This is a genomic window from Nonomuraea sp. NPDC050783 (genome assembly GCF_040802095.1).
Classification (GTDB): Bacteria; Actinomycetota; Actinomycetes; order Streptosporangiales; family Streptosporangiaceae; genus Nonomuraea.
Map to the genome: position 1 here is coordinate 134882 of NZ_JBFAHK010000007.1, position 16271 is coordinate 151152.

Annotated in this window: 16 protein-coding genes; 7 read left to right on the forward strand and 9 right to left on the reverse strand. The window is 75.5% G+C overall.

The window, feature by feature from the left end; translation table 11 throughout:
* Nucleotides 1–135 precede the first annotated feature (135 nt).
* From AB0H75_RS20825 to AB0H75_RS20850, 6 genes are read right to left on the reverse strand one after another with little or no spacing between them, the layout of a single operon-like run.
* Complete coding sequence (locus tag AB0H75_RS20825; protein WP_367798430.1) at nucleotides 136–1128, reverse strand: M24 family metallopeptidase; 993 nt, start codon at nucleotides 1126–1128, stop codon at nucleotides 136–138.
* Complete coding sequence (locus AB0H75_RS20830; RefSeq protein WP_367798432.1) at nucleotides 1125–2066, reverse strand: ABC transporter ATP-binding protein; 942 nt, start codon at nucleotides 2064–2066, stop codon at nucleotides 1125–1127. The genes AB0H75_RS20825 and AB0H75_RS20830 overlap by 4 nt, the downstream gene beginning before the upstream one ends.
* On the reverse strand, nucleotides 2063–2839 hold the full coding sequence (locus AB0H75_RS20835; RefSeq protein WP_367798434.1) for an ABC transporter ATP-binding protein: 777 nt from the start codon (nucleotides 2837–2839) through the stop codon (nucleotides 2063–2065). Before AB0H75_RS20835 ends, AB0H75_RS20830 begins: the two co-directional genes overlap by 4 nt.
* A complete protein-coding gene (locus AB0H75_RS20840) occupies nucleotides 2836–3693 on the reverse strand; it encodes an ABC transporter permease (protein ID WP_367798436.1) in 858 nt (285 codons plus the stop codon). The genes AB0H75_RS20835 and AB0H75_RS20840 overlap by 4 nt, the downstream gene beginning before the upstream one ends.
* Nucleotides 3690–4751 carry an ABC transporter permease gene (locus AB0H75_RS20845; RefSeq protein WP_367798438.1) on the reverse strand — a complete coding sequence of 354 codons (1062 nt, stop codon included), beginning with the start codon at nucleotides 4749–4751 and terminating at the stop codon, nucleotides 3690–3692. The genes AB0H75_RS20840 and AB0H75_RS20845 overlap by 4 nt, the downstream gene beginning before the upstream one ends.
* On the reverse strand, nucleotides 4752–6338 hold the full coding sequence (locus tag AB0H75_RS20850; protein WP_367798440.1) for an ABC transporter substrate-binding protein: 1587 nt from the start codon (nucleotides 6336–6338) through the stop codon (nucleotides 4752–4754).
* 108 nt (nucleotides 6339–6446) lie between these two features.
* On the opposite strand from AB0H75_RS20850, the gene AB0H75_RS20855 reads away from it, so the two are divergent.
* Complete coding sequence (locus AB0H75_RS20855) at nucleotides 6447–7088, forward strand: Lrp/AsnC family transcriptional regulator (RefSeq protein ID WP_367798441.1); 642 nt, start codon at nucleotides 6447–6449, stop codon at nucleotides 7086–7088.
* An 8-nt stretch (nucleotides 7089–7096) separates the two neighbouring features.
* On the opposite strand, the gene AB0H75_RS20860 is transcribed toward AB0H75_RS20855, so the two are convergent.
* Both AB0H75_RS20860 and AB0H75_RS20865 read right to left on the reverse strand, forming a co-directional pair.
* On the reverse strand, nucleotides 7097–7444 hold the full coding sequence (locus tag AB0H75_RS20860; RefSeq protein WP_367798443.1) for a hypothetical protein: 348 nt from the start codon (nucleotides 7442–7444) through the stop codon (nucleotides 7097–7099).
* A 103-nt stretch (nucleotides 7445–7547) separates the two neighbouring features.
* Nucleotides 7548–10265 carry an AAA family ATPase gene (locus AB0H75_RS20865; RefSeq protein WP_367798445.1) on the reverse strand — a complete coding sequence of 906 codons (2718 nt, stop codon included), beginning with the start codon at nucleotides 10263–10265 and terminating at the stop codon, nucleotides 7548–7550.
* Nucleotides 10266–10439: 174 nt separating this feature from the next.
* Here AB0H75_RS20865 and AB0H75_RS20870 point away from each other — a divergent pair, with 174 nt between their 5' ends.
* Together AB0H75_RS20870 and AB0H75_RS20875 are read left to right on the forward strand one after the other, a co-directional pair.
* Nucleotides 10440–10598, forward strand: coding sequence for a hypothetical protein (locus AB0H75_RS20870; protein WP_367798447.1), 159 nt, complete (start codon nucleotides 10440–10442; stop codon nucleotides 10596–10598).
* A 403-nt stretch (nucleotides 10599–11001) separates the two neighbouring features.
* Nucleotides 11002–11769: a hypothetical protein gene (locus AB0H75_RS20875; RefSeq protein WP_367798449.1), complete on the forward strand. Its 768-nt coding sequence runs from the start codon at nucleotides 11002–11004 to the stop codon at nucleotides 11767–11769.
* A 1099-nt stretch (nucleotides 11770–12868) separates the two neighbouring features.
* Here AB0H75_RS20875 and AB0H75_RS20880 read toward each other — a convergent pair.
* Nucleotides 12869–13084, reverse strand: a complete 216-nt coding sequence (locus AB0H75_RS20880) for a hypothetical protein (RefSeq protein WP_367798451.1) — start codon at nucleotides 13082–13084, stop codon at nucleotides 12869–12871.
* Nucleotides 13085–13152: 68 nt separating this feature from the next.
* Between AB0H75_RS20880 and AB0H75_RS20885 the strand changes: the two genes are divergently transcribed.
* The 4 genes from AB0H75_RS20885 to AB0H75_RS20900 all read left to right on the forward strand — a co-directional run.
* A complete protein-coding gene (locus AB0H75_RS20885) occupies nucleotides 13153–13485 on the forward strand; it encodes a PadR family transcriptional regulator (protein ID WP_367798453.1) in 333 nt (110 codons plus the stop codon).
* A gap of 131 nt (nucleotides 13486–13616) precedes the next feature.
* Nucleotides 13617–13901 (forward strand): hypothetical protein, encoded by a 285-nt coding sequence (locus AB0H75_RS20890; RefSeq protein ID WP_367798455.1) that lies wholly within the window; start codon nucleotides 13617–13619, stop codon nucleotides 13899–13901.
* A gap of 112 nt (nucleotides 13902–14013) precedes the next feature.
* Complete coding sequence (locus AB0H75_RS20895) at nucleotides 14014–14823, forward strand: phosphotransferase enzyme family protein (protein WP_367798457.1); 810 nt, start codon at nucleotides 14014–14016, stop codon at nucleotides 14821–14823.
* 162 nt (nucleotides 14824–14985) lie between these two features.
* Nucleotides 14986–16271 (forward strand): protein kinase (locus AB0H75_RS20900; RefSeq protein ID WP_367798458.1); only part of this gene is annotated, 1286 nt, incomplete at its 3' end.

A 16271-nucleotide genomic window follows, 5' to 3' on the forward strand; every position in this document is an offset into this window, starting at 1 on the left:
CAGCGTATCGAGCCCGCCCGCCCGGCCCGGCGACGCCCCCGCCCCCCGTGCCCCCGCCTCCCACGCTCCCGGCCGCACAACCTCCGCCCGCACGGCCTCCGTCCGCGCGGGCGCCGTCCGCGCGGGCGCCGGCCGTCACCGGTCCAGGACGCGCAGCGGCGGCGGCCCCCCGCTCAGGACCAGCGGCTCGGACCCGGTGCAGACCACCACGTCCGCCACCCGCGCCCCGAACAGGTCCGGCACGTAGATGGCCGGCTCCAGGCAGAACGTCATGCCGGGCGCGAGCGGCGCCTCCTCGCCCAGCCACGGCCCCTCCTCGGGCCCCAGGCCGACGCCCCGCCCGGCGTGCCCGGCGGCGAAGCGGCCGTAGCCGCTGGCGTCGATGACCTCGCCGACCGCGCGGGCGACGGCGCGGGCGGGGGCGGGCGGCCGGGCCGCCGCCAGGGCCGCGCGGTGGGCGGACAGCACCACCGTGTACATGGCCTCGTAGTCCTCCGGCGGCTCGGCGACCGCGAACACCCGCCCCACCTCGGCGCAGTAGCCGTCCCAGCGCCCGCACAGCGACACCAGCAGCGCGTCCCCCGGGTTGATCACCCGGCCGCCGGGCCGGTGCCGCGGCCGGGCCGTGTGCTCGCCGGCCGCCACCCGCAGCGCCAGCACCTCCTCGCACCCCGACTCCAGCGCCAGCAGCCGCAGCCGCCGCGCCATCGCCTGCTCGGTCGCGCCGAACCAGGCCAGCTCGCCGGCCTGCCGCAGCACCTCCTCGGCCCGCAGCGCCGCCCGCTCGACGGCGGCCACCTCCTCCGGCTCCTTGCGCAGCCGCAGCGGCGCCAGCACCGCCGAGGCGGGCACCAGCTCGGCCCCGATCGTCATCGCGAACAGCTCGCGCACCCGCATCTCCGGGTCCACCGCGACGCGCCGCGCGCCCGCCGGGACCAGCGCGGCCGGGTCGCCGGTCTCGACGGCCGCGTCCGCGGTGACGACGAGGAAGCCGTCCCCGTCCCGGCCGCCGAGCAGCCGGTAGTCCGGCGAGGGCCGCAGCACCAGGGCGTCCACGCCGGCCGCCGTCATGGCGGCCCGCGCGGCGGCCAGCCGGGGCGCCCGCCCGGCCTCCGGCGGCGGCCTCACCTGGGCTCGTGCAGCCAGCAGGCGACCGGCCCGAACGCCGGGTCCTCCTCCCGGCACCGGTCCATCACCAGCGGGCAGCGCGGGTGGAAGCGGCAGCCGGCGGGCGGCTCGGCCGGGTCCGGCACGTCGCCGGGCAGCTCCGCGGGCAGCACGCCCGCGCCGTCCGGGTGGGGGATCGCCCGCAGCAGCGCCCGCGTGTACGGGTGCCGCGGCTCGGCCCACACCTCTTCCGTGCGGCCGACCTCGACGATCCTGCCCAGGTACATGACGGCCACCCGGTCGGCGATCAGCCGCACCACCGACAGGTCGTGGCTGATGAACAGCAGCCCGGCCCCCGACTCCACGGCCAGGTCCCGCATGAGCCGCGCCACCTGCGCCTGCGCGGAGGCGTCCAGCGCCGAGATCGGCTCGTCGCCGATCAGCAGCCGCGGCCGGGCGGCCAGGGCCCGCGCGATGGCCACGCGCTGCCGCTGCCCGCCGGAGAACTCGTGCGGGTGCCGCCCGGCGAAGTCACGCGGCAGGCCGACGCGCTCCAGCAGGTCGGCGGGGGAGGTGGTGGTGTCGCGCGCGGTACGCAGCCCGTCGGCGATCTGGTCGCCGATCCGGCGGCGCGGGTTCAGCGACGTGTACGGGTCCTGGAACACCATCTGGATGCCGGTCAGCCGCCTGCGCCGCAGGCCGAGCGGCGTGACCGACTCCCCCTCGAAGGTGACCGACCCGGCGGTGACCGGGTTGAGCCCGCACACCGCCCGGGCGAGCGTCGACTTGCCGCACCCGGACTCGCCCACCAGCCCGACGACCTCGCCGGGGCCGACCCGCAGGCTGGCGCCGGCCACCGCCCGCACCGGCGGCCGGCCGGGGGAGCGGTGCTCGACGACCAGGTCCTCCACGCTCAGCAGGGCCTCGGCCGGCAGGGGATCCGTCTCCAGGGCAGTCATCGCACCTCCGCGTCGGGCAGGGACTCCAGCAGGGATCGGGTGTAGGGGTGCTCCGGCTCGCGCAGCACCCGGCCGCGCGGCCCGGACTCCACGACCAGGCCGTCCTTCATCACGCTGACCTCGTCGGCGACCGCCGACATCACGCCGAGGTCGTGGGTGACCAGCAGCACCGCCAGGCCCAGCTCGTCGCACAGGCCGCGCAGCAGCCGCAGCACGCCGGCCTGCACGGTCACGTCGAGCGCGGTCGTGGGCTCGTCGGCGATGAGCACCTTGGGCGAGCAGGCCAGCGCGACGGCGATGGCGATGCGCTGCCGCATGCCGCCGGAGAACTGGTGGGGGTAGCGCTCGTACGCCTGCGCGGCGCCCGGGATGCGCACCTTGCCCAGCAGCTCCACGGCCCGCGCCCGCGCCTCGGCCCTGCCCAGCCGCAGGTGGTGGCGCATGTGCTCGGTGAGCTGCCGGCCGACGGTCAGCATGGGGTGCAGGCTGGTGGCCGGGTCCTGGAAGACCATGGCGACCTCGCCGCCGCGCACCTTGTTGAGCTCCTTGGGCGGCAGCGTCAGCAGGTCGCGCCCGCCGAGCCGGATCGTGCCCCGCGCCCGCGCGCCGTGCGGCAGCAGCCCCAGCACCGCCAGGCCGGTCATGGTCTTGCCGGACCCGCTCTCGCCGGCCAGGCCGTGCACCCTGCCGGGCTCCAGCCGCAGGTCCACGCCGCGCAGCACCTCCCGGCCGCCGATCGAGACCTCCAGCCCGGCGATGTCCAGTGCCGTCACAGCGCACGCTCCTTGATCGCGCGGGCGGTCCGCGGGTCGAGGGCGTCCCGCAGGGTGTCGCCGAGGAAGTTGAACGCCAGCACCACCGTGAGGATCGCCAGGCCGGGGAAGGTCGCCACCCACCAGCTGTCGAACACCTCGACGCCGGAGGCCACCATCGCCCCCCACTCCGGGGACGGCGGCTTGGCGCCCAGCCCGAGGAACGACAGGCCGGACAGCAGCAGCAGCGCGGTGCCGATGTCCAGGGTGGCCAGCACCAGCACCGGGCCGGTGATGTTGGGCAGCACGTCCACCCGCAGCGAGCGCCACACCGAGAAGCCCAGCAGCCGCCCGCTCAGCACGAACTCCCGCTCGCGCACCCCCAGCACCAGGCCGCGGGTGACGCGGGCGTAGGCGGGCCAGGCCACCACCAGCACCGCCAGCACGGCGTTGGCCAGGCTCGCGCCCAGCGCCGCGGCCACCACCATGGCCAGGATGACCGTCGGGAAGGCGAACACCAGGTCCGCCACCCGCATGATCGTCTCATCCACCCAGCGGCCGAAGTATCCGGCGCACGCGCCCAGCAGGCCGCCGATCACCACCGACAGCGCGACCAGCAGCAGCGTCAGCGGGATCGACACCCGCGCCCCGTACAGGACGCGGCTGAGGATGTCGCGGCCGAGCTGGTCGGTGCCGAACCAGTGCCCGGGGCCGGGCGGGGCCAGCCGCGGCAGGTCCTGGGCGAGCGGGTCGTGCGGCGCCAGCAGCGGCGCGGCCAGCACGACCACCAGCCAGAGCGCGGCCAGCACCGCGCCGCTGACGGCGAGCGGCTGCCGCCACGCCTCGGGGAGCCTCCGCAGGAGACCGCCTCTCATTGCAACCTCACTCGGGGGTCGATGACGCCGTACAGGACGTCCACGACCAGGTTGATGACCAGGTAGACGATGCCCACGACCAGGCCGACGCCCATGACGGCGGGCAGGTCGAGGGTGGTGGCGCTCTTGTACGCGTACTGCCCGATCCCGGGCCAGGCGAAGATCGCCTCCACCAGCACGGTGCCCGACAGCAGGCTGCCGAAGGCCAGGCCGGCCACGGTGATGACCGGCACCAGGGCCGAGCGCAGCACGTACCGGAACAGGATGACCCGGCCGGGCAGGCCCTTGGCGCGGGCCGCCCGCACGTAGTCCTGCCCCAGCACCTCCAGCACCGCCGAGCGGGTGAAGCGGGTCAGCAGGCCGATCGTGTAGAGCGCCAGCACCAGGGCGGGCGTGACCAGGTGCCCGGCGGCGGAGACGAAGATGTCCCACCGGCCCGCCAGCAGCGCGTCCACCGTCTGCAGCCCGGTCACCGGCGGGGCCGTGCCGAGCGCCACGTCCACCCGGCCGCTGCCCGGGGTGAGCTGCAGCCGGTAGAAGAACACGTAGAACGCCATCAGCGCCAGCCAGAACGTCGGCACCGAGATGCCGACGAGGCTGAGCAGCCGCAGCGCGTGGTCGGAGAGCCGGTCCCTGCGCAGCGCGGCGATCACGCCGAAGGCCACGCCCAGCACCAGCGACACCAGGATCGCCGCGCCGGCCAGCTCCAGCGTCGCCGGCACGAACTCGGCCAGGTCCTGGGCGACCGGCCGGTGGCTCTGCTGGCTGAGGCCCAGGTCGCCGTGGAGCAGCCCCTGCAGGTGCAGGAGGTACTGCTGCCACAGCGGCTTGTCCAGGCCGTGCTCGGCCCGCCACTGCGCCACGATGGCCGGGTCGCCCAGCGCCCGCTGCCCCAGGTTGGCCGCCACCGGGTCGCCGGGGACCAGGTTCGTCAGCACGAACGTGACGAGCGTGATCCCCCAGGCCATGAGCACGGCGAGCAGCACCCGCCGTACGAGGAAGCGGGCCAGCGGGGGCACCCGCCGGCCGGCTCCCTCGCGTCCCGCCTTCGGCTTCACTTACTTCACACCGAGGTCGGCGACGTCCACCGTCCACACCGGGTGGTACTCCAGCCCGGTCACGGAGGCGGCCGTCACGATGTTCTGGGACGGCTGGACCAGCGGGACGAACGGGCCGGAGGCGTTGAGCCTGGTCTGCACGTCGGCGTAGGCGGCCTTGCGGGCCTCGTCGCCGATCGCCGTGGCGGCCTTGTCACCGGCGGCCTCGATCTCCTTGGCCGCGCCCGCCTTCCAGCCGGCCCGCAGACCCACCGTCTTGCCGGGCAGGAAGGCCAGGTAGTCGCTCGGGTCCGGGTAGTCCGGGCCCCAGTACCACAGGCCCATCTCCTCCTTGCCGTTGCGGTAGTTGTCCAGCGCGGTCGTCACCGGCGCGGGCTGGAGGTCCACCGTGATGCCGACCTCCTTGAGGTTGGCCTGGATGCGCTCGGCCAGCGGCTGGAACGACAGGCCGTTCACGGTCAGCTCGCTCGGGTACTCCAGCTTGACCGTCGGGTTGGACAGGCCGCTGGCGGCCAGCGCCGCCTTGGCGCCCTCGACGTCGCGCTTGGCGGCCTGGTCGGCCGGCAGCGCGCCGAGCAGCTGCGACGGGATCACGCCCGGCGCCTGGGTGGAGCCCTCGCCGGCCAGCTCCAGCAGGCCCGCGTAGTCCACGCCCTTGCGCACGGCCTCGACGAACTTGGCGTTCGTCGTCGTCTTGCTCACCGCGGAGTCCTGGTTGGCCAGCAGGAAGATGACGTTGGCCGAGGCGGTCTTCTTGACCTGCAGCGTCGCGGGCATGCCGGTCACCTGGTCGCCGGACAGGTTGAGCGCCACCTGGCTGTCGCCGCGCTGGACGTTCAGCTTCTGCGTGGCCGCCTCGACGTTGCGCAGCACGACCCTGTCGTAGGTGGGCTTGGTCCCGTAGTACTTGGGGTTGGCCTTGAGCGTGACCTGGCTGCTGACGTTGAACGACTCGATCGTGTACGGGCCTGACCCGGCGGAGCTGGAGTTCAGCCACTGCTCGGCCTTGTCCTGCGGGTCGGCGGTCGCGCCGTGCTCCTTGGCGAGCTTGCTGTTGATGACGCCGAGCGCCGGGTTCGGCAGGATGTACGGCAGCGCCGGGTTGGGCGCCTTCGAGGTCAGGGTGATCGTGGTGTCGTCGGTCCTGGCCACCTCGACGCCGTCCAGCAGGAACGACGGGGTGCCCTTCATGTCGCGCACCCGGGTCAGCGAGAACACCACGTCGTCGGCGGTCACCGGCGAGCCGTCGGAGAAGGTCGCGCCCTTCTTGAGCTTCAGGGTCAGCGTCTTGCCGTCCTTGCTCAGCTCGTACGACTCGGCGAGGGCGGGCACCGGCTTGGTCACGTCGGAGCCGTCAAAGGTGAGCAGCGTCTCGTAGAGCGCCTTGCCGACGATGAGGCCGGTCGGCTCGTAGGTGCGGCCGGGGTCGGCCGTCTTCAGGTCGAAGGACGTGTCGATGACGAGCGTCTTCGCGCCGCCGCCACCGCCGCCCGCGGGGGCCTGCGACGACGTGCCGCCGCTGCCGCAGGCGGCGAGGGTGAGCGCACCGGCGAGCAGCACAGCCGCCGTCTGGGAGCGGGTCGCCATGGAGGTCCTCCAAGATCTGGACGTTCAGCAGAGAGATGCCGAGGATTGTGCGGCAGAACGTCCAGGTACTGTGCGCTCCGTAAGACGTATATAAAGGTCACTGAGGTAATGATGAGTGATATTTCCAGAAATGGTGTCGGCGGTGGCGGTCAGCCTGGACGGATCGGCATCGGTCTCGAACTGGACGAGACCCACCTGAAGATCCTTGAGGTCCTGCGCGAGAACGGCAGGATCTCGGTCGCCGCGCTCGCCGAGCGGGTCGGCATCTCCCGCGCCAACGCCTACACCCGCTTCGAGGCGCTGCGCGCGGACGGCGCCATCAAGCGCTTCACCGCCGAGATCGACCACGGGCGCGCCGGGCTCGGCATCACCGCCCTGATCTTCGTGACCGTGCGCCAGCAGATGTGGAAGCAGTTCCGGGCCGAGCTGGCCAGGATGCCCGAGGTCGAGTACTGCGCGATCACCACCGGCCAGCACGACGCCATGATCCAGGTACGGGTGGCCGACGTCGCGGCCGTGCACACCATGGTCACCGACCGGCTGGCCAACATCCCCGCCGTCAAGGCCACCGAGACCGTCTTCATCCTGGACGAGGTGCTGCGGCGGCCGTACGTGCTGCCCGGCGACGGCCGGCAGGCGTCCCGGCAGGCCCGCCGCCCGGCCCCGGAGGAGCGCGGCGAGGTGCCGCTCGGCAAGATGCGCTTCGTCGGCGCCGCCGAGGGCCGGGCGGCCCTGCGCAAGGACGACTGAGCGCGGCCCTAGTCCACGACCTCCCTGCACACGCTGACGTGCGGCGTGTCGTCGCCGTCGAAGCTGAACTCCTCCACCAGGCGCAGCAGCCCGTCCTCGCCGGTCTCCAGGCGGCTGCTGCTCCGGCCGGCCGCCGTGCCGCCGGCCTTCAGCGCGTGCACGTAGGAGATCTGGACCCGCTCGTCCTCGCGGGTGCCGACGAAGCGGCCCTGGGTCACCGTGTCGCCCGTGTAACTGCCCCACACCACCCCGTCGGACTCCCAGTACAGGAACTCCGTCGGGCTGTCGGGATCCACCACGCTCGCCGTCGAGCTCACCATCACGAATTTGCGGCCGTTGAGATTCACGGTGGTCATGGTGCACAACATCCCGCGAACACCACAGCGCCGCTGGACGAATGGTCAGCCCGCCCCGTCATGCCCGGAAATCCGTCCAGCGGCGGCCGCCGCGTACGGGCCGTCAGTGCATGAGCTTGGCCGTCAGCCCCACCCGCGAGCTCACCCCGAGCTTGGCGTAGGCGTTGCCCAGGTGGTACTCGATGGTCTTCACGCTCAGCACCAGCTCCCTGGCCACCTGCCGGTTCGTCATGCCGGTCGCCACCAGCCGCGCCACCGCCCGCTCCTGCGGCGTCAGCCGCAGCAGCGGCGCCGCGCCCGGCTCCGGCCGCGGCGCGCCGCACGCGCCCAGCTCCCGCTCGCACCGCTGCGCGTACGGGGCCGCGCCCAGCCGGGCGAACAGCGCCAGCGCGAGCTCCAGCTCGGCCTGCGCCTGCCTGCGCCGGCCCAGCCTGCGCAGCAGACGGCCGCGGGCCAGCCGCAGCCGCGCCTCCTCGAACGGCAGCCCCACCGCGGCGGCGTGCTCCAGGCCGTCCGCGTACGCCGCCTCCGCCCGCTCGTTCTCGTGCCGGGACGCGTGCAGGACGCCCCGGCAGCGGGCCGCCGCGGCCAGCGCCGAGCGCCGCCCGCGCGCCGCCGCCAGCCGCTCCGCGCGCGCCAGGTGCGCCTCGGCCCGCGCCGGCTCGCCCAGCGCCACCAGCGCCTCCACCAGCAGGTCCAGCCACTGGACGACGCCCGGCTCGTACACGACGTCGTGCACCCGCACCGCCAGCAGCGGCTCCAGCGCCTCCACCGTCCCCGCGTGGTCGCCCCGCGCCGCCGCCAGGTGCGCCGCCGCGGCGCAGGCGTGCGCGAGCGCCGCCACCGCGCCCGCCTCGTTGCCCGCCAGCGCCGCCTCCACGTGCGCCCGCGCCGCCGCCCAGTCGCCGCGCGCCGCCGGGACCAGCGCGGCCAGCCCGTGGCAGACCGGCGACAACCACCGCTGGTCGGCGTCGTCGGCCACCGAGGCGGCCGTCTCGGTGTGCAGGGACGCGTCGTCCCAGCGGCCCGCCCGGTACTCCGCCTGCCCCAGCATCGCCGTGGCCAGCATCCGGAACGGCACCGACCGCTCCCCGCACGCCGCCACCGTGCCCGCCAGGTCCGCCATCGCCCCCGGCAGGTCGTCGCCGACGGTGCGCAGCAGGCCGCGGCCGAGCAGCGCGTCCAGCTCGGCGATCGACGCCGATGCCGGGGCGGGCAGGTCCCGCGCCAGGTCCAGCGCCGCCTCCGCCGCGCCGGACACGGCCAGGCCGGTGAGCTGGGTGTAACGGTTGTAGTCGACGCTGGAGCGGTAGCCGGGCGAGCTCCTGGCCCGCTCCGCCCACCGGGCCGCCTGCCGGCCCTCCGCCCTGACCAGGCAGAGCATCGCGAGCTGCTGCGCCGCCCGCGCCGCCAGCCCCGACTCCGGCGGCCCGGCCCGCTCCCACGCCGCGATCAGGTGCGCGCGGGCCTCCTCGACCCGGCCGCGCACCATCGCCAGATGGCCGAGCGCGTAGCCGCGCACCGCCGGGTGCGCCCGCTCCGGCAGCGCCGCGGCCAGCGCCGCCGCCTCCTCCACCCGCCCGTCCAGCAGCAGCGCCTCCACCGCCTCCGCGGCCAGCGGAGCGGGATCGGCGGACAGCTCGGCCGCGGCCTTCAGCTGCCCCGCCGCGCTGCCGAACGCGCCCAGCCGCACCTGCGCCCGGCCCAGCTCCGCCAGCTCGGCCGCCAGCTCCGGGCTCGGGCCCGCCACCGCCTCGACCCGGTGCCGCAGCCGCGCCTGCCCGCTCTCGGCCACCAGCGCCGCGCGCGCGTGCAGCGCCGCCCGGCGCGCCGGGCCCAGGTCCTGGTAGACGGCCGCGCGGGTCAGCGGGTGCGCGAAGGCCGCCACAGGACCGCGCGCGGAGGACCGTTCCACCAGCACGCCCGCCCGCACGGCCTCCTCCAGCGCCTCCAGCGGCTCGCCGACGCCGGCCACGCGGGCGGCCAGGTGCAGCGGGCACGCCTGGCCCAGCACGCTGACCGCGCCGGCCAGCTCCCGCGCCGGCGGCGCGCACCCGGCCACCTTCGCCAGCACCAGCAGCGCGTACGAGCGGGGCGCCGGCAGCGGCCTGGCCACGTCGTCCAGCGCCTCCGGCGGCACCTCCTCCAGCAGCGCCCGCAGGTGCAGCGGCACGCCCTCGGTGTGCGCCACCAGCCGCGCGGCCGCCCGCCGCGACAGCCCGCGCCCTCCCGCTCCGGCGGCCAGGGACTCCACCTCGGGGACGCCCAGCCCCGGCAGCCGCAGCCGGCGGGTGCCGTCGGCGCCGATGAGCCGCAGCAGCCCCTCGGGGCCGGGCAGCGCGGCGGCCTCGCGCATCAGCAGCACCGCCAGCACCCGGTCGGCACGCAGCCGGCGCAGGCAGAACGTCAGCGCGCGCAGCGTCGGCCCGTCCGCCCAGTGCACGTCGTCCACGACCAGGCACAGCGGCGGCTCGCGCTGCTGCCGCTCGCTCACCACCTCCAGCAGCGCCGCGCCCACGGCCAGCGGGTCGGCCTCGCCGAGCGGGCCGAGCGCGGCCGGCGGCGCGGGCGGCTCGCCGCCGAACAGCCGGGTCAGCGTCCCGTACGGGAGCAGCGTCTCGCTCTCGTCGCCGTCGCTGAACAGCACGTTCCCGGTGCCGCAGCCGGCCAGGAACCGGTGGATCAGGGTCGTCTTGCCCATGCCCGCCGGGCCCTCGACCACCACGAGCCTGGGCAGCCCGGCCCGCGCCCGCGCGAACTCCTCGCCCAGGAGGCTCAGCTCGCGTTCGCGCCCGACGAAGCTCCCACCACGCTCAGCCACGACGGCCTCCGCACGCTCAGGACTCCAACGTGACGCGACCCCAGATCCGGCTCAAGTGACAGTTGTCTGTCCTCGTGTCCAGAGCCGGCGGCGAAACCAGGGGTTATCCCCAGGTGCGACCCCAAGGCGGTAGGGGGGCCGTCTCCATACGCTCACGGTGACGCTGGAGGCGTGATGCGCTTCGTCGTGGAGCTGGAGCACGGCCCGGACGGTGTCCACGGCCGGGTCACCCGGGAGGGCTCGGACCGCCCGGAGCCCTTCCACGGCTGGCTGGAGCTCCTGCGCCTGCTCGAACCCCCCGATGTCTGGGGAAATCCCTGGGACGACCCCTGACGCGCCGGGCCGGCACAGGGGCGATCATGTGAGGCGTCCCCCGTGGGAAGGGCGCAGACGGAGAACCCCCGGGTCGTTCGCGGAGGGACGGCCCGGATCTCTTCGGTGACGGGCGGACGTGCCGCGGGCCCTCGTGGCCGCATGCCACGGCAGTCGCCGGTCCGCCATGCCGGCGCCGGATCCCGCGGTGACCCGGGGCGGCTGAGCGTACCCATCCGCCGGCCGCCCCGGCTCCACCGCCGGTTCCGGCTCCACCGCCCGCCCCGGCTCCACCACCCCCCTCCTCGCCGCCCTGGTCCCGGCCTCGCCATTACCGCGGCTTTACCTTTCCGGGCCTCACGCCATCATTGCGCAGTGTGATAGTAATATGACACTGCGTATCCGAAGTGTTTCGGGAGATCATATGGTGGCGTACGCGCTCTCGATCCTCGCGGCGGGCGGTGTGGTGCTGCTCGCCGCCCTGCTGTTCCGGCTGGTCCGCCGGGCCGAGGACGACCGTGATCCCGGCGGCCCCAGCGCCGGCCACGCCGGAGCCATGCTGTCGGCCCTGTTCCTGCTGGTGTTCGCCATCGCGATCATCGTGCCGTGGACCACCGCCGACGCCGCCCGGCAGAACACCCACGTCGAGAGCCAGGCCGCGATCGACGCCTACTGGGCCGCCGAAGCCCTGCCCGCCGAGGACGCCCGCCAGGTCCGCTCCGCGCTGCGCGACTACGTCACCTTCGTCGTCCGCGACGAATGGCCCCTGATGGCCCAGGGCCGCATGGACCCTGTCGGCGCCGCCCGCATGGACACCCTGCGCAACCGCGTCGGCGACTTCAAGGTCAGCGGCACCGACCAGGAGGACGCCAAGTCCGGCCTGCTCGACCACCTGGCCTCCATCTCCGCCGCACGTGCCCAGCGCGCCGCCGACGCCGCCGCCACCCCGCCCGACGGCCTGCTGCTCCTGACCATCCTCACCGGCGTGATGGTCGTCGTCTTCCCCTTCCTCGCCGGCGCCCGGCCGCGTGGCCTCACCCTGATGCCGATGCTCGCCATGGCCGGCCTGCTCGGCTTCGGTGTCTACCTGACCTGGGACATCTCCCGCGCCTTCGACGGGCCCCTGGCCGTGGGGCCGGATGCGTTCCGGGGCGCGCTGCAGGAGTTCGCCCGGATCGGCGGGGGCATGTGAGCACCCCCGACGAAGGCCCCGCCCCCCGCGCGGAACGCCCGGCAGCGGAGGGCCCCGCCGGGGCAGGGCGAGTGACGGACGCGGGGCGCGCCGCGCGGGCGGGATACCGCGCCGCGTCACTGCTGCTGCTCGGCGGCACCCTACTCACCGTAGTGATCACCGGCCCCACAACCACGAGCCCTACGGCGGCCGGGCCTGCGGCGGCCGGGCCTGCGGCGGCCGGGCCTGCGGCGGCCGGGCCTGCGGCGGCCGGGCCTGCGGCGGCCGGGCCTGCGGTGACCGGCTCCTCAGCCGCTGGCTCTGCGGTGACCGGTCCCGCGGCCGGGCCTGCGGTCGCCGGCTCTGTGGTCGCCGGGTCCGCAGTGCCTGGCTCCGCGGCGGCCGGGTCCGCGGTCGCGGACCGGGAGCCGCGTTCGGGTGTGTCGTCCCGGGTGCCGGTGCGGCGGTCCGCGCCTTCCGGCGGCGAGGTCTCCGGAGGCGGCTCGGCCGCGGGAAGGGGCGTCCCCCTCGCCGTGGTCGTGCAGGGACGGAAGAACGGATCCGTCCCGGGCGCCGTCCGTGTGCGGGGTCGCACGTTCAGGCCCGTGTCGGTCCTGCGGGCGAAGGCCCCCGAGCGCCGGTCCATGCGGTCCGTGCGGGGCGTGCGGGCGGGTGGCCCCCCTCCCTGGCCGATTCCGGGCATACCGGTCGGGAAGGGTCCCAAACGCGGCTCCATCACAGACATATGGCCGAACAAGGCGCCCAAGGGCGGAGCCGTCCCGGGCGCGGGCGCGAGGAAAGTGCCCAAGGGCGGGGCCGTCCCCGGGGCCGGGGCCAGGAAGGTCCCCAGGGGCGGGGCCGTCCCCGGAGCCGGGGCGAGAAAGGTGTCGAAGGACGGGTCAGTACCGGGGGTGCGGGTGCGGCGGTTGCCGATCCCGCAGGTCTCGATCGCCGTGCGGCTGGGCGCGCGGCGGCCCGTGCCCCAGGTCACGGTGCCGGGGATGACGATCTATCCCGGTGCGGTGTGCGGTGTCCACGTCCAGGTGGGAGATTGCTCGCGCCCTCCCGCGCCCCCGCCCCCCACTCCCCGTCCGCCCGCGCCGCGCCCGGCCGTCCCGACTCACGCGGCGGTCCCCGTGCCGGTCCCGGCCCCCGCCCCGCCTCCGGCGCCGTCTCCGGCCCCGACTCCCGCTCCCACCCCGCGGCCCAGCCCGCCGGCCCGCGTCCAGCAGGTGGCCGCGCCGCCGGCCCACCACAGGAACCCCCTGGGCTCCGTCCTGGTCATGGTCGTCCTGGTGAGCACGATCGCCTCGACCACCGCCGTCGCCTTCAGCACCCGCCGCTGACCCCCTCGGCGGGCGGCCGGCGCTTCCTATAGGCAGATGGTCGTTATATATTGATCACATGAGGAAGATGCAGGAGCCGACCTTCCTGATCCTGACCGCGCTGGCCGCCGGTCCACAACACGGGTACGGCGTCATCACCGACGTGGAACGCATCTCGGACGGCCAGGTGCGCCTGCGCGCCGGCACCTTGTACGCCGCTTTCGACCGGCTCCAGGAAGAGGGCCTGATCACCGAGGACCGGGAGGAGATCGTCGACGGCCGCGTCCGCCGCTACTACCGGCTGACCGGCGCCGGCGCGGCCCGGCTGGCGGCGGAGGCCGAGCGGATGCGCAGGCACGCCAGGGCGGCCACCGCGCGCCTGCGCGTGATGGGCGCGGGAGGCACGGCGTGAGCCGGCGGTACGGCGCGAGCCGGCTCGAAACCCGCTACCGGCGCTGAGCCGGCTCGAAACCCGCTACTGGCGGCTGCTGGCCTGCTACCCCCGCGACCACCGGGCGCGGCACGAAGCGGAGATGCCGGGGAGTGCTCCTGGCGGGGGCGCGGCCCGGACAGGTCCGCCCCGGCCTGGCCGACGTGGCCGACCTGCTGGGGCGCGGCGCGGACGCACGCGCGGCGGGCCGGCGGGCGGCGCTGCTGCTGTTCCCGCCCGCGGCGGCCCTGGGTGACCTGGGGGATCTGCCCTGGGTGCCCACCTCCACGGCCCTCGCCCAGGGCAGGTGCGCGGTCCTGGCCTTCGCCGTCGCGGCCCCCCTGACCCGGCGCCGGTGCGCGGCCCTCCCCGAACCCGAAGCCCGCCCCGCTCATTGAGGCAGAGTGGTGCGACGGTCCCTGGGGCCGGGGAGAGGGATCGGTGCGCGGGGGTTCGCGGGGGAGTGGCAGACTGGCCGGTGGCGGTGATCGTCGAGGGCGGGAGGCGCGAGTGGAGGAGCCGCTCGGGGAGCGGGTCAACCAGGTCGTACGGATCGGCGCCACCGTGCGCCGGCTCACCGGCCCCTGGACGCCCGCCGTGCACGCCCTCCTCGCCCACCTGGCGGACCGCGGCTTCACCGGCGCACCGCGGGCCCACGGCATCGACACCGAGGGGCGGGAGGTGCTCGACCACCTGCCCGGGGAGGTGCCCGACTACCCGCTGCCCGGATGGGCACGCGCGGACGGCGTCCTGGAGGACGTGGCGCGGCTGCTGCGCGCGTTCCACGACGCCACCGCCGGCTTCCTGGAGCGGCCGGGGCGCGGAGGGGGGCCGGACGGGGCGCGGGGCTCCGGCCTGACGTGGTACTTCCCGCCGAGGGCCCCGGCGGAGGTGGTCTGCCACGGTGACGTGGCCCCGTACAACTGCGTGTTCCGCGACGGCCGCCCGGTGGCGTTCATCGACTTCGACACCGCCCACCCCGGCCCGCGCGTCTGGGACGTCGCCTACGCGGCCTACCGTTTCGTCCCGCTCTCCGACCCCCGGCAGCTGGCCGGCGAGCCGGTGGGCGGCCAGGCCCGCAGGCTGCGGCTGTTCGCCGACGCCTACGGGCTCGACCCGGCCGGCCGCGAGGCCCTGATCGACACCGCGCTGGCCCGGCTCGACCACCTGGTACGCCACATGCGCGAGCAGGCCGCCGCCGGTCACCCGGGCTTCACCCGCCACCTCGAACGCGGCGACGACCGCTTCTACCTGGCCGACGCCGACTACCTCACCCGGCACCGGGAGACCTTCGGCGACGCCCTCCGCCCGCCCGCCTGACCCGCGCCACGCAGCCACGCGACGGCACCCGGACCGGCCGGCCCATCCGGGCGCCCTCCGGGGTCGTTCGCGATGGTTACTCGGAAGAAGGGTCTCGACACCGGGAGTGACATCACGTTACCGTCCTGGCATCAGGTGCATATCCGGTCAGGAGGTCTTCCTATGGGCGTTCCCGGCTACACCGAGATCCGGGAACTCGGCCGCGGCGGGACGGGTCGCGTGATGCTCGCCGTGCGCGACTCCGACGGCCTGGAAGTGGCGATCAAGTATCTGGCCAGGTCGCTGCGGGACGACCCCGAGTTCGCCGGGCGGTTCCGGGACGAGGCCGACCTCCTCGCGGAGATCGACAGCCCGCACGTCGCCCGCCTGATCGACTACACCGAACTGCCCGGCGACGCGGTCATCGTGATGGAGCTGGTGAACGGCGTCCCGCTGCGGCGGTTGCTGGAGCGCGAGGGCCGTACCGGTGCCGAGGTCGCGCTCGTGGTGCTCAAAGGCGCCCTGCTCGGCCTCGCCGAGGCTCACCGGCACGGTGTGGCGCACCGCGACCTCAAGCCGGAGAACGTGCTCGTCACCCAGGACGGCGACAGCAAGCTGGTCGACTTCGGCGTCGTGGCCCGCCCGGGGGAGGAGGGCGGGCACGCCGGCACGCCGGCGTACACGGCGCCTGAGCAGCGGGACGGCGTCCCGGCCGGGCCCGCCACCGACGTGTACGCCGCCACGGCGGTGTTCTTCGAGTGCCTGACCGGCCACCGCCCCTTTCCCGGGGACGACGCCACCGCCCCCGCCCTCCAGCACCGGCGGGCCGCGCCCGCCCTGGAGGAGGTCGAGGAGGCGCTGCGCCCGCTCGTCGCGCGCGGCCTGGCCGAGGACCCCGCCGACCGGCCCGCCTCCGCCGAGGAGCTGCTGGCCGAGCTGGAGGACGTCGCGCCGGTCGCGTACGGGGACGACTGGGAGGAGCGCGGGCGCGCCGGGCTCGGCCTGCTCCTCGTGCCGCTGGTCGCGCTGCTGCCCCGCTCCCGGCCGGCCGCCGGCTCGGCCGCCGCCGCCTGCCTGGCCGCCGGCACGCTCACCCCCGCGCGCCGGTTCGTCGTGACCGGCGGGCTGGTGCTGGCCACGACGGCGGCGGTGGCGTCGGCGTTCGTGTTGTTACGCGAGTCGTCCGCCACCGACAGCGGCCTCGCCCTCCCCCCGGTCACCGCCGTCCCCGCTCTGACCTCGCCCCCCGGCTCGCCCGCCACCGACCCCGGCGCCATCCTGCCCGGCACGGCCCCGTCCGGCACGGCCCCGTCCGGCACGGCCCCGTCCGGCACGGCTCCGTCCGGCGCCCTGCCCGGTACGGCCCTGCCTGGTACGGCTCCGTCCGGCGCCCTGCCCGGTACGGCCCTGCCTGGTACGGCTCCGTCCGGCGCCCTGCCCGGTACGGCCCTGCCCGGCACGGCTCCGTC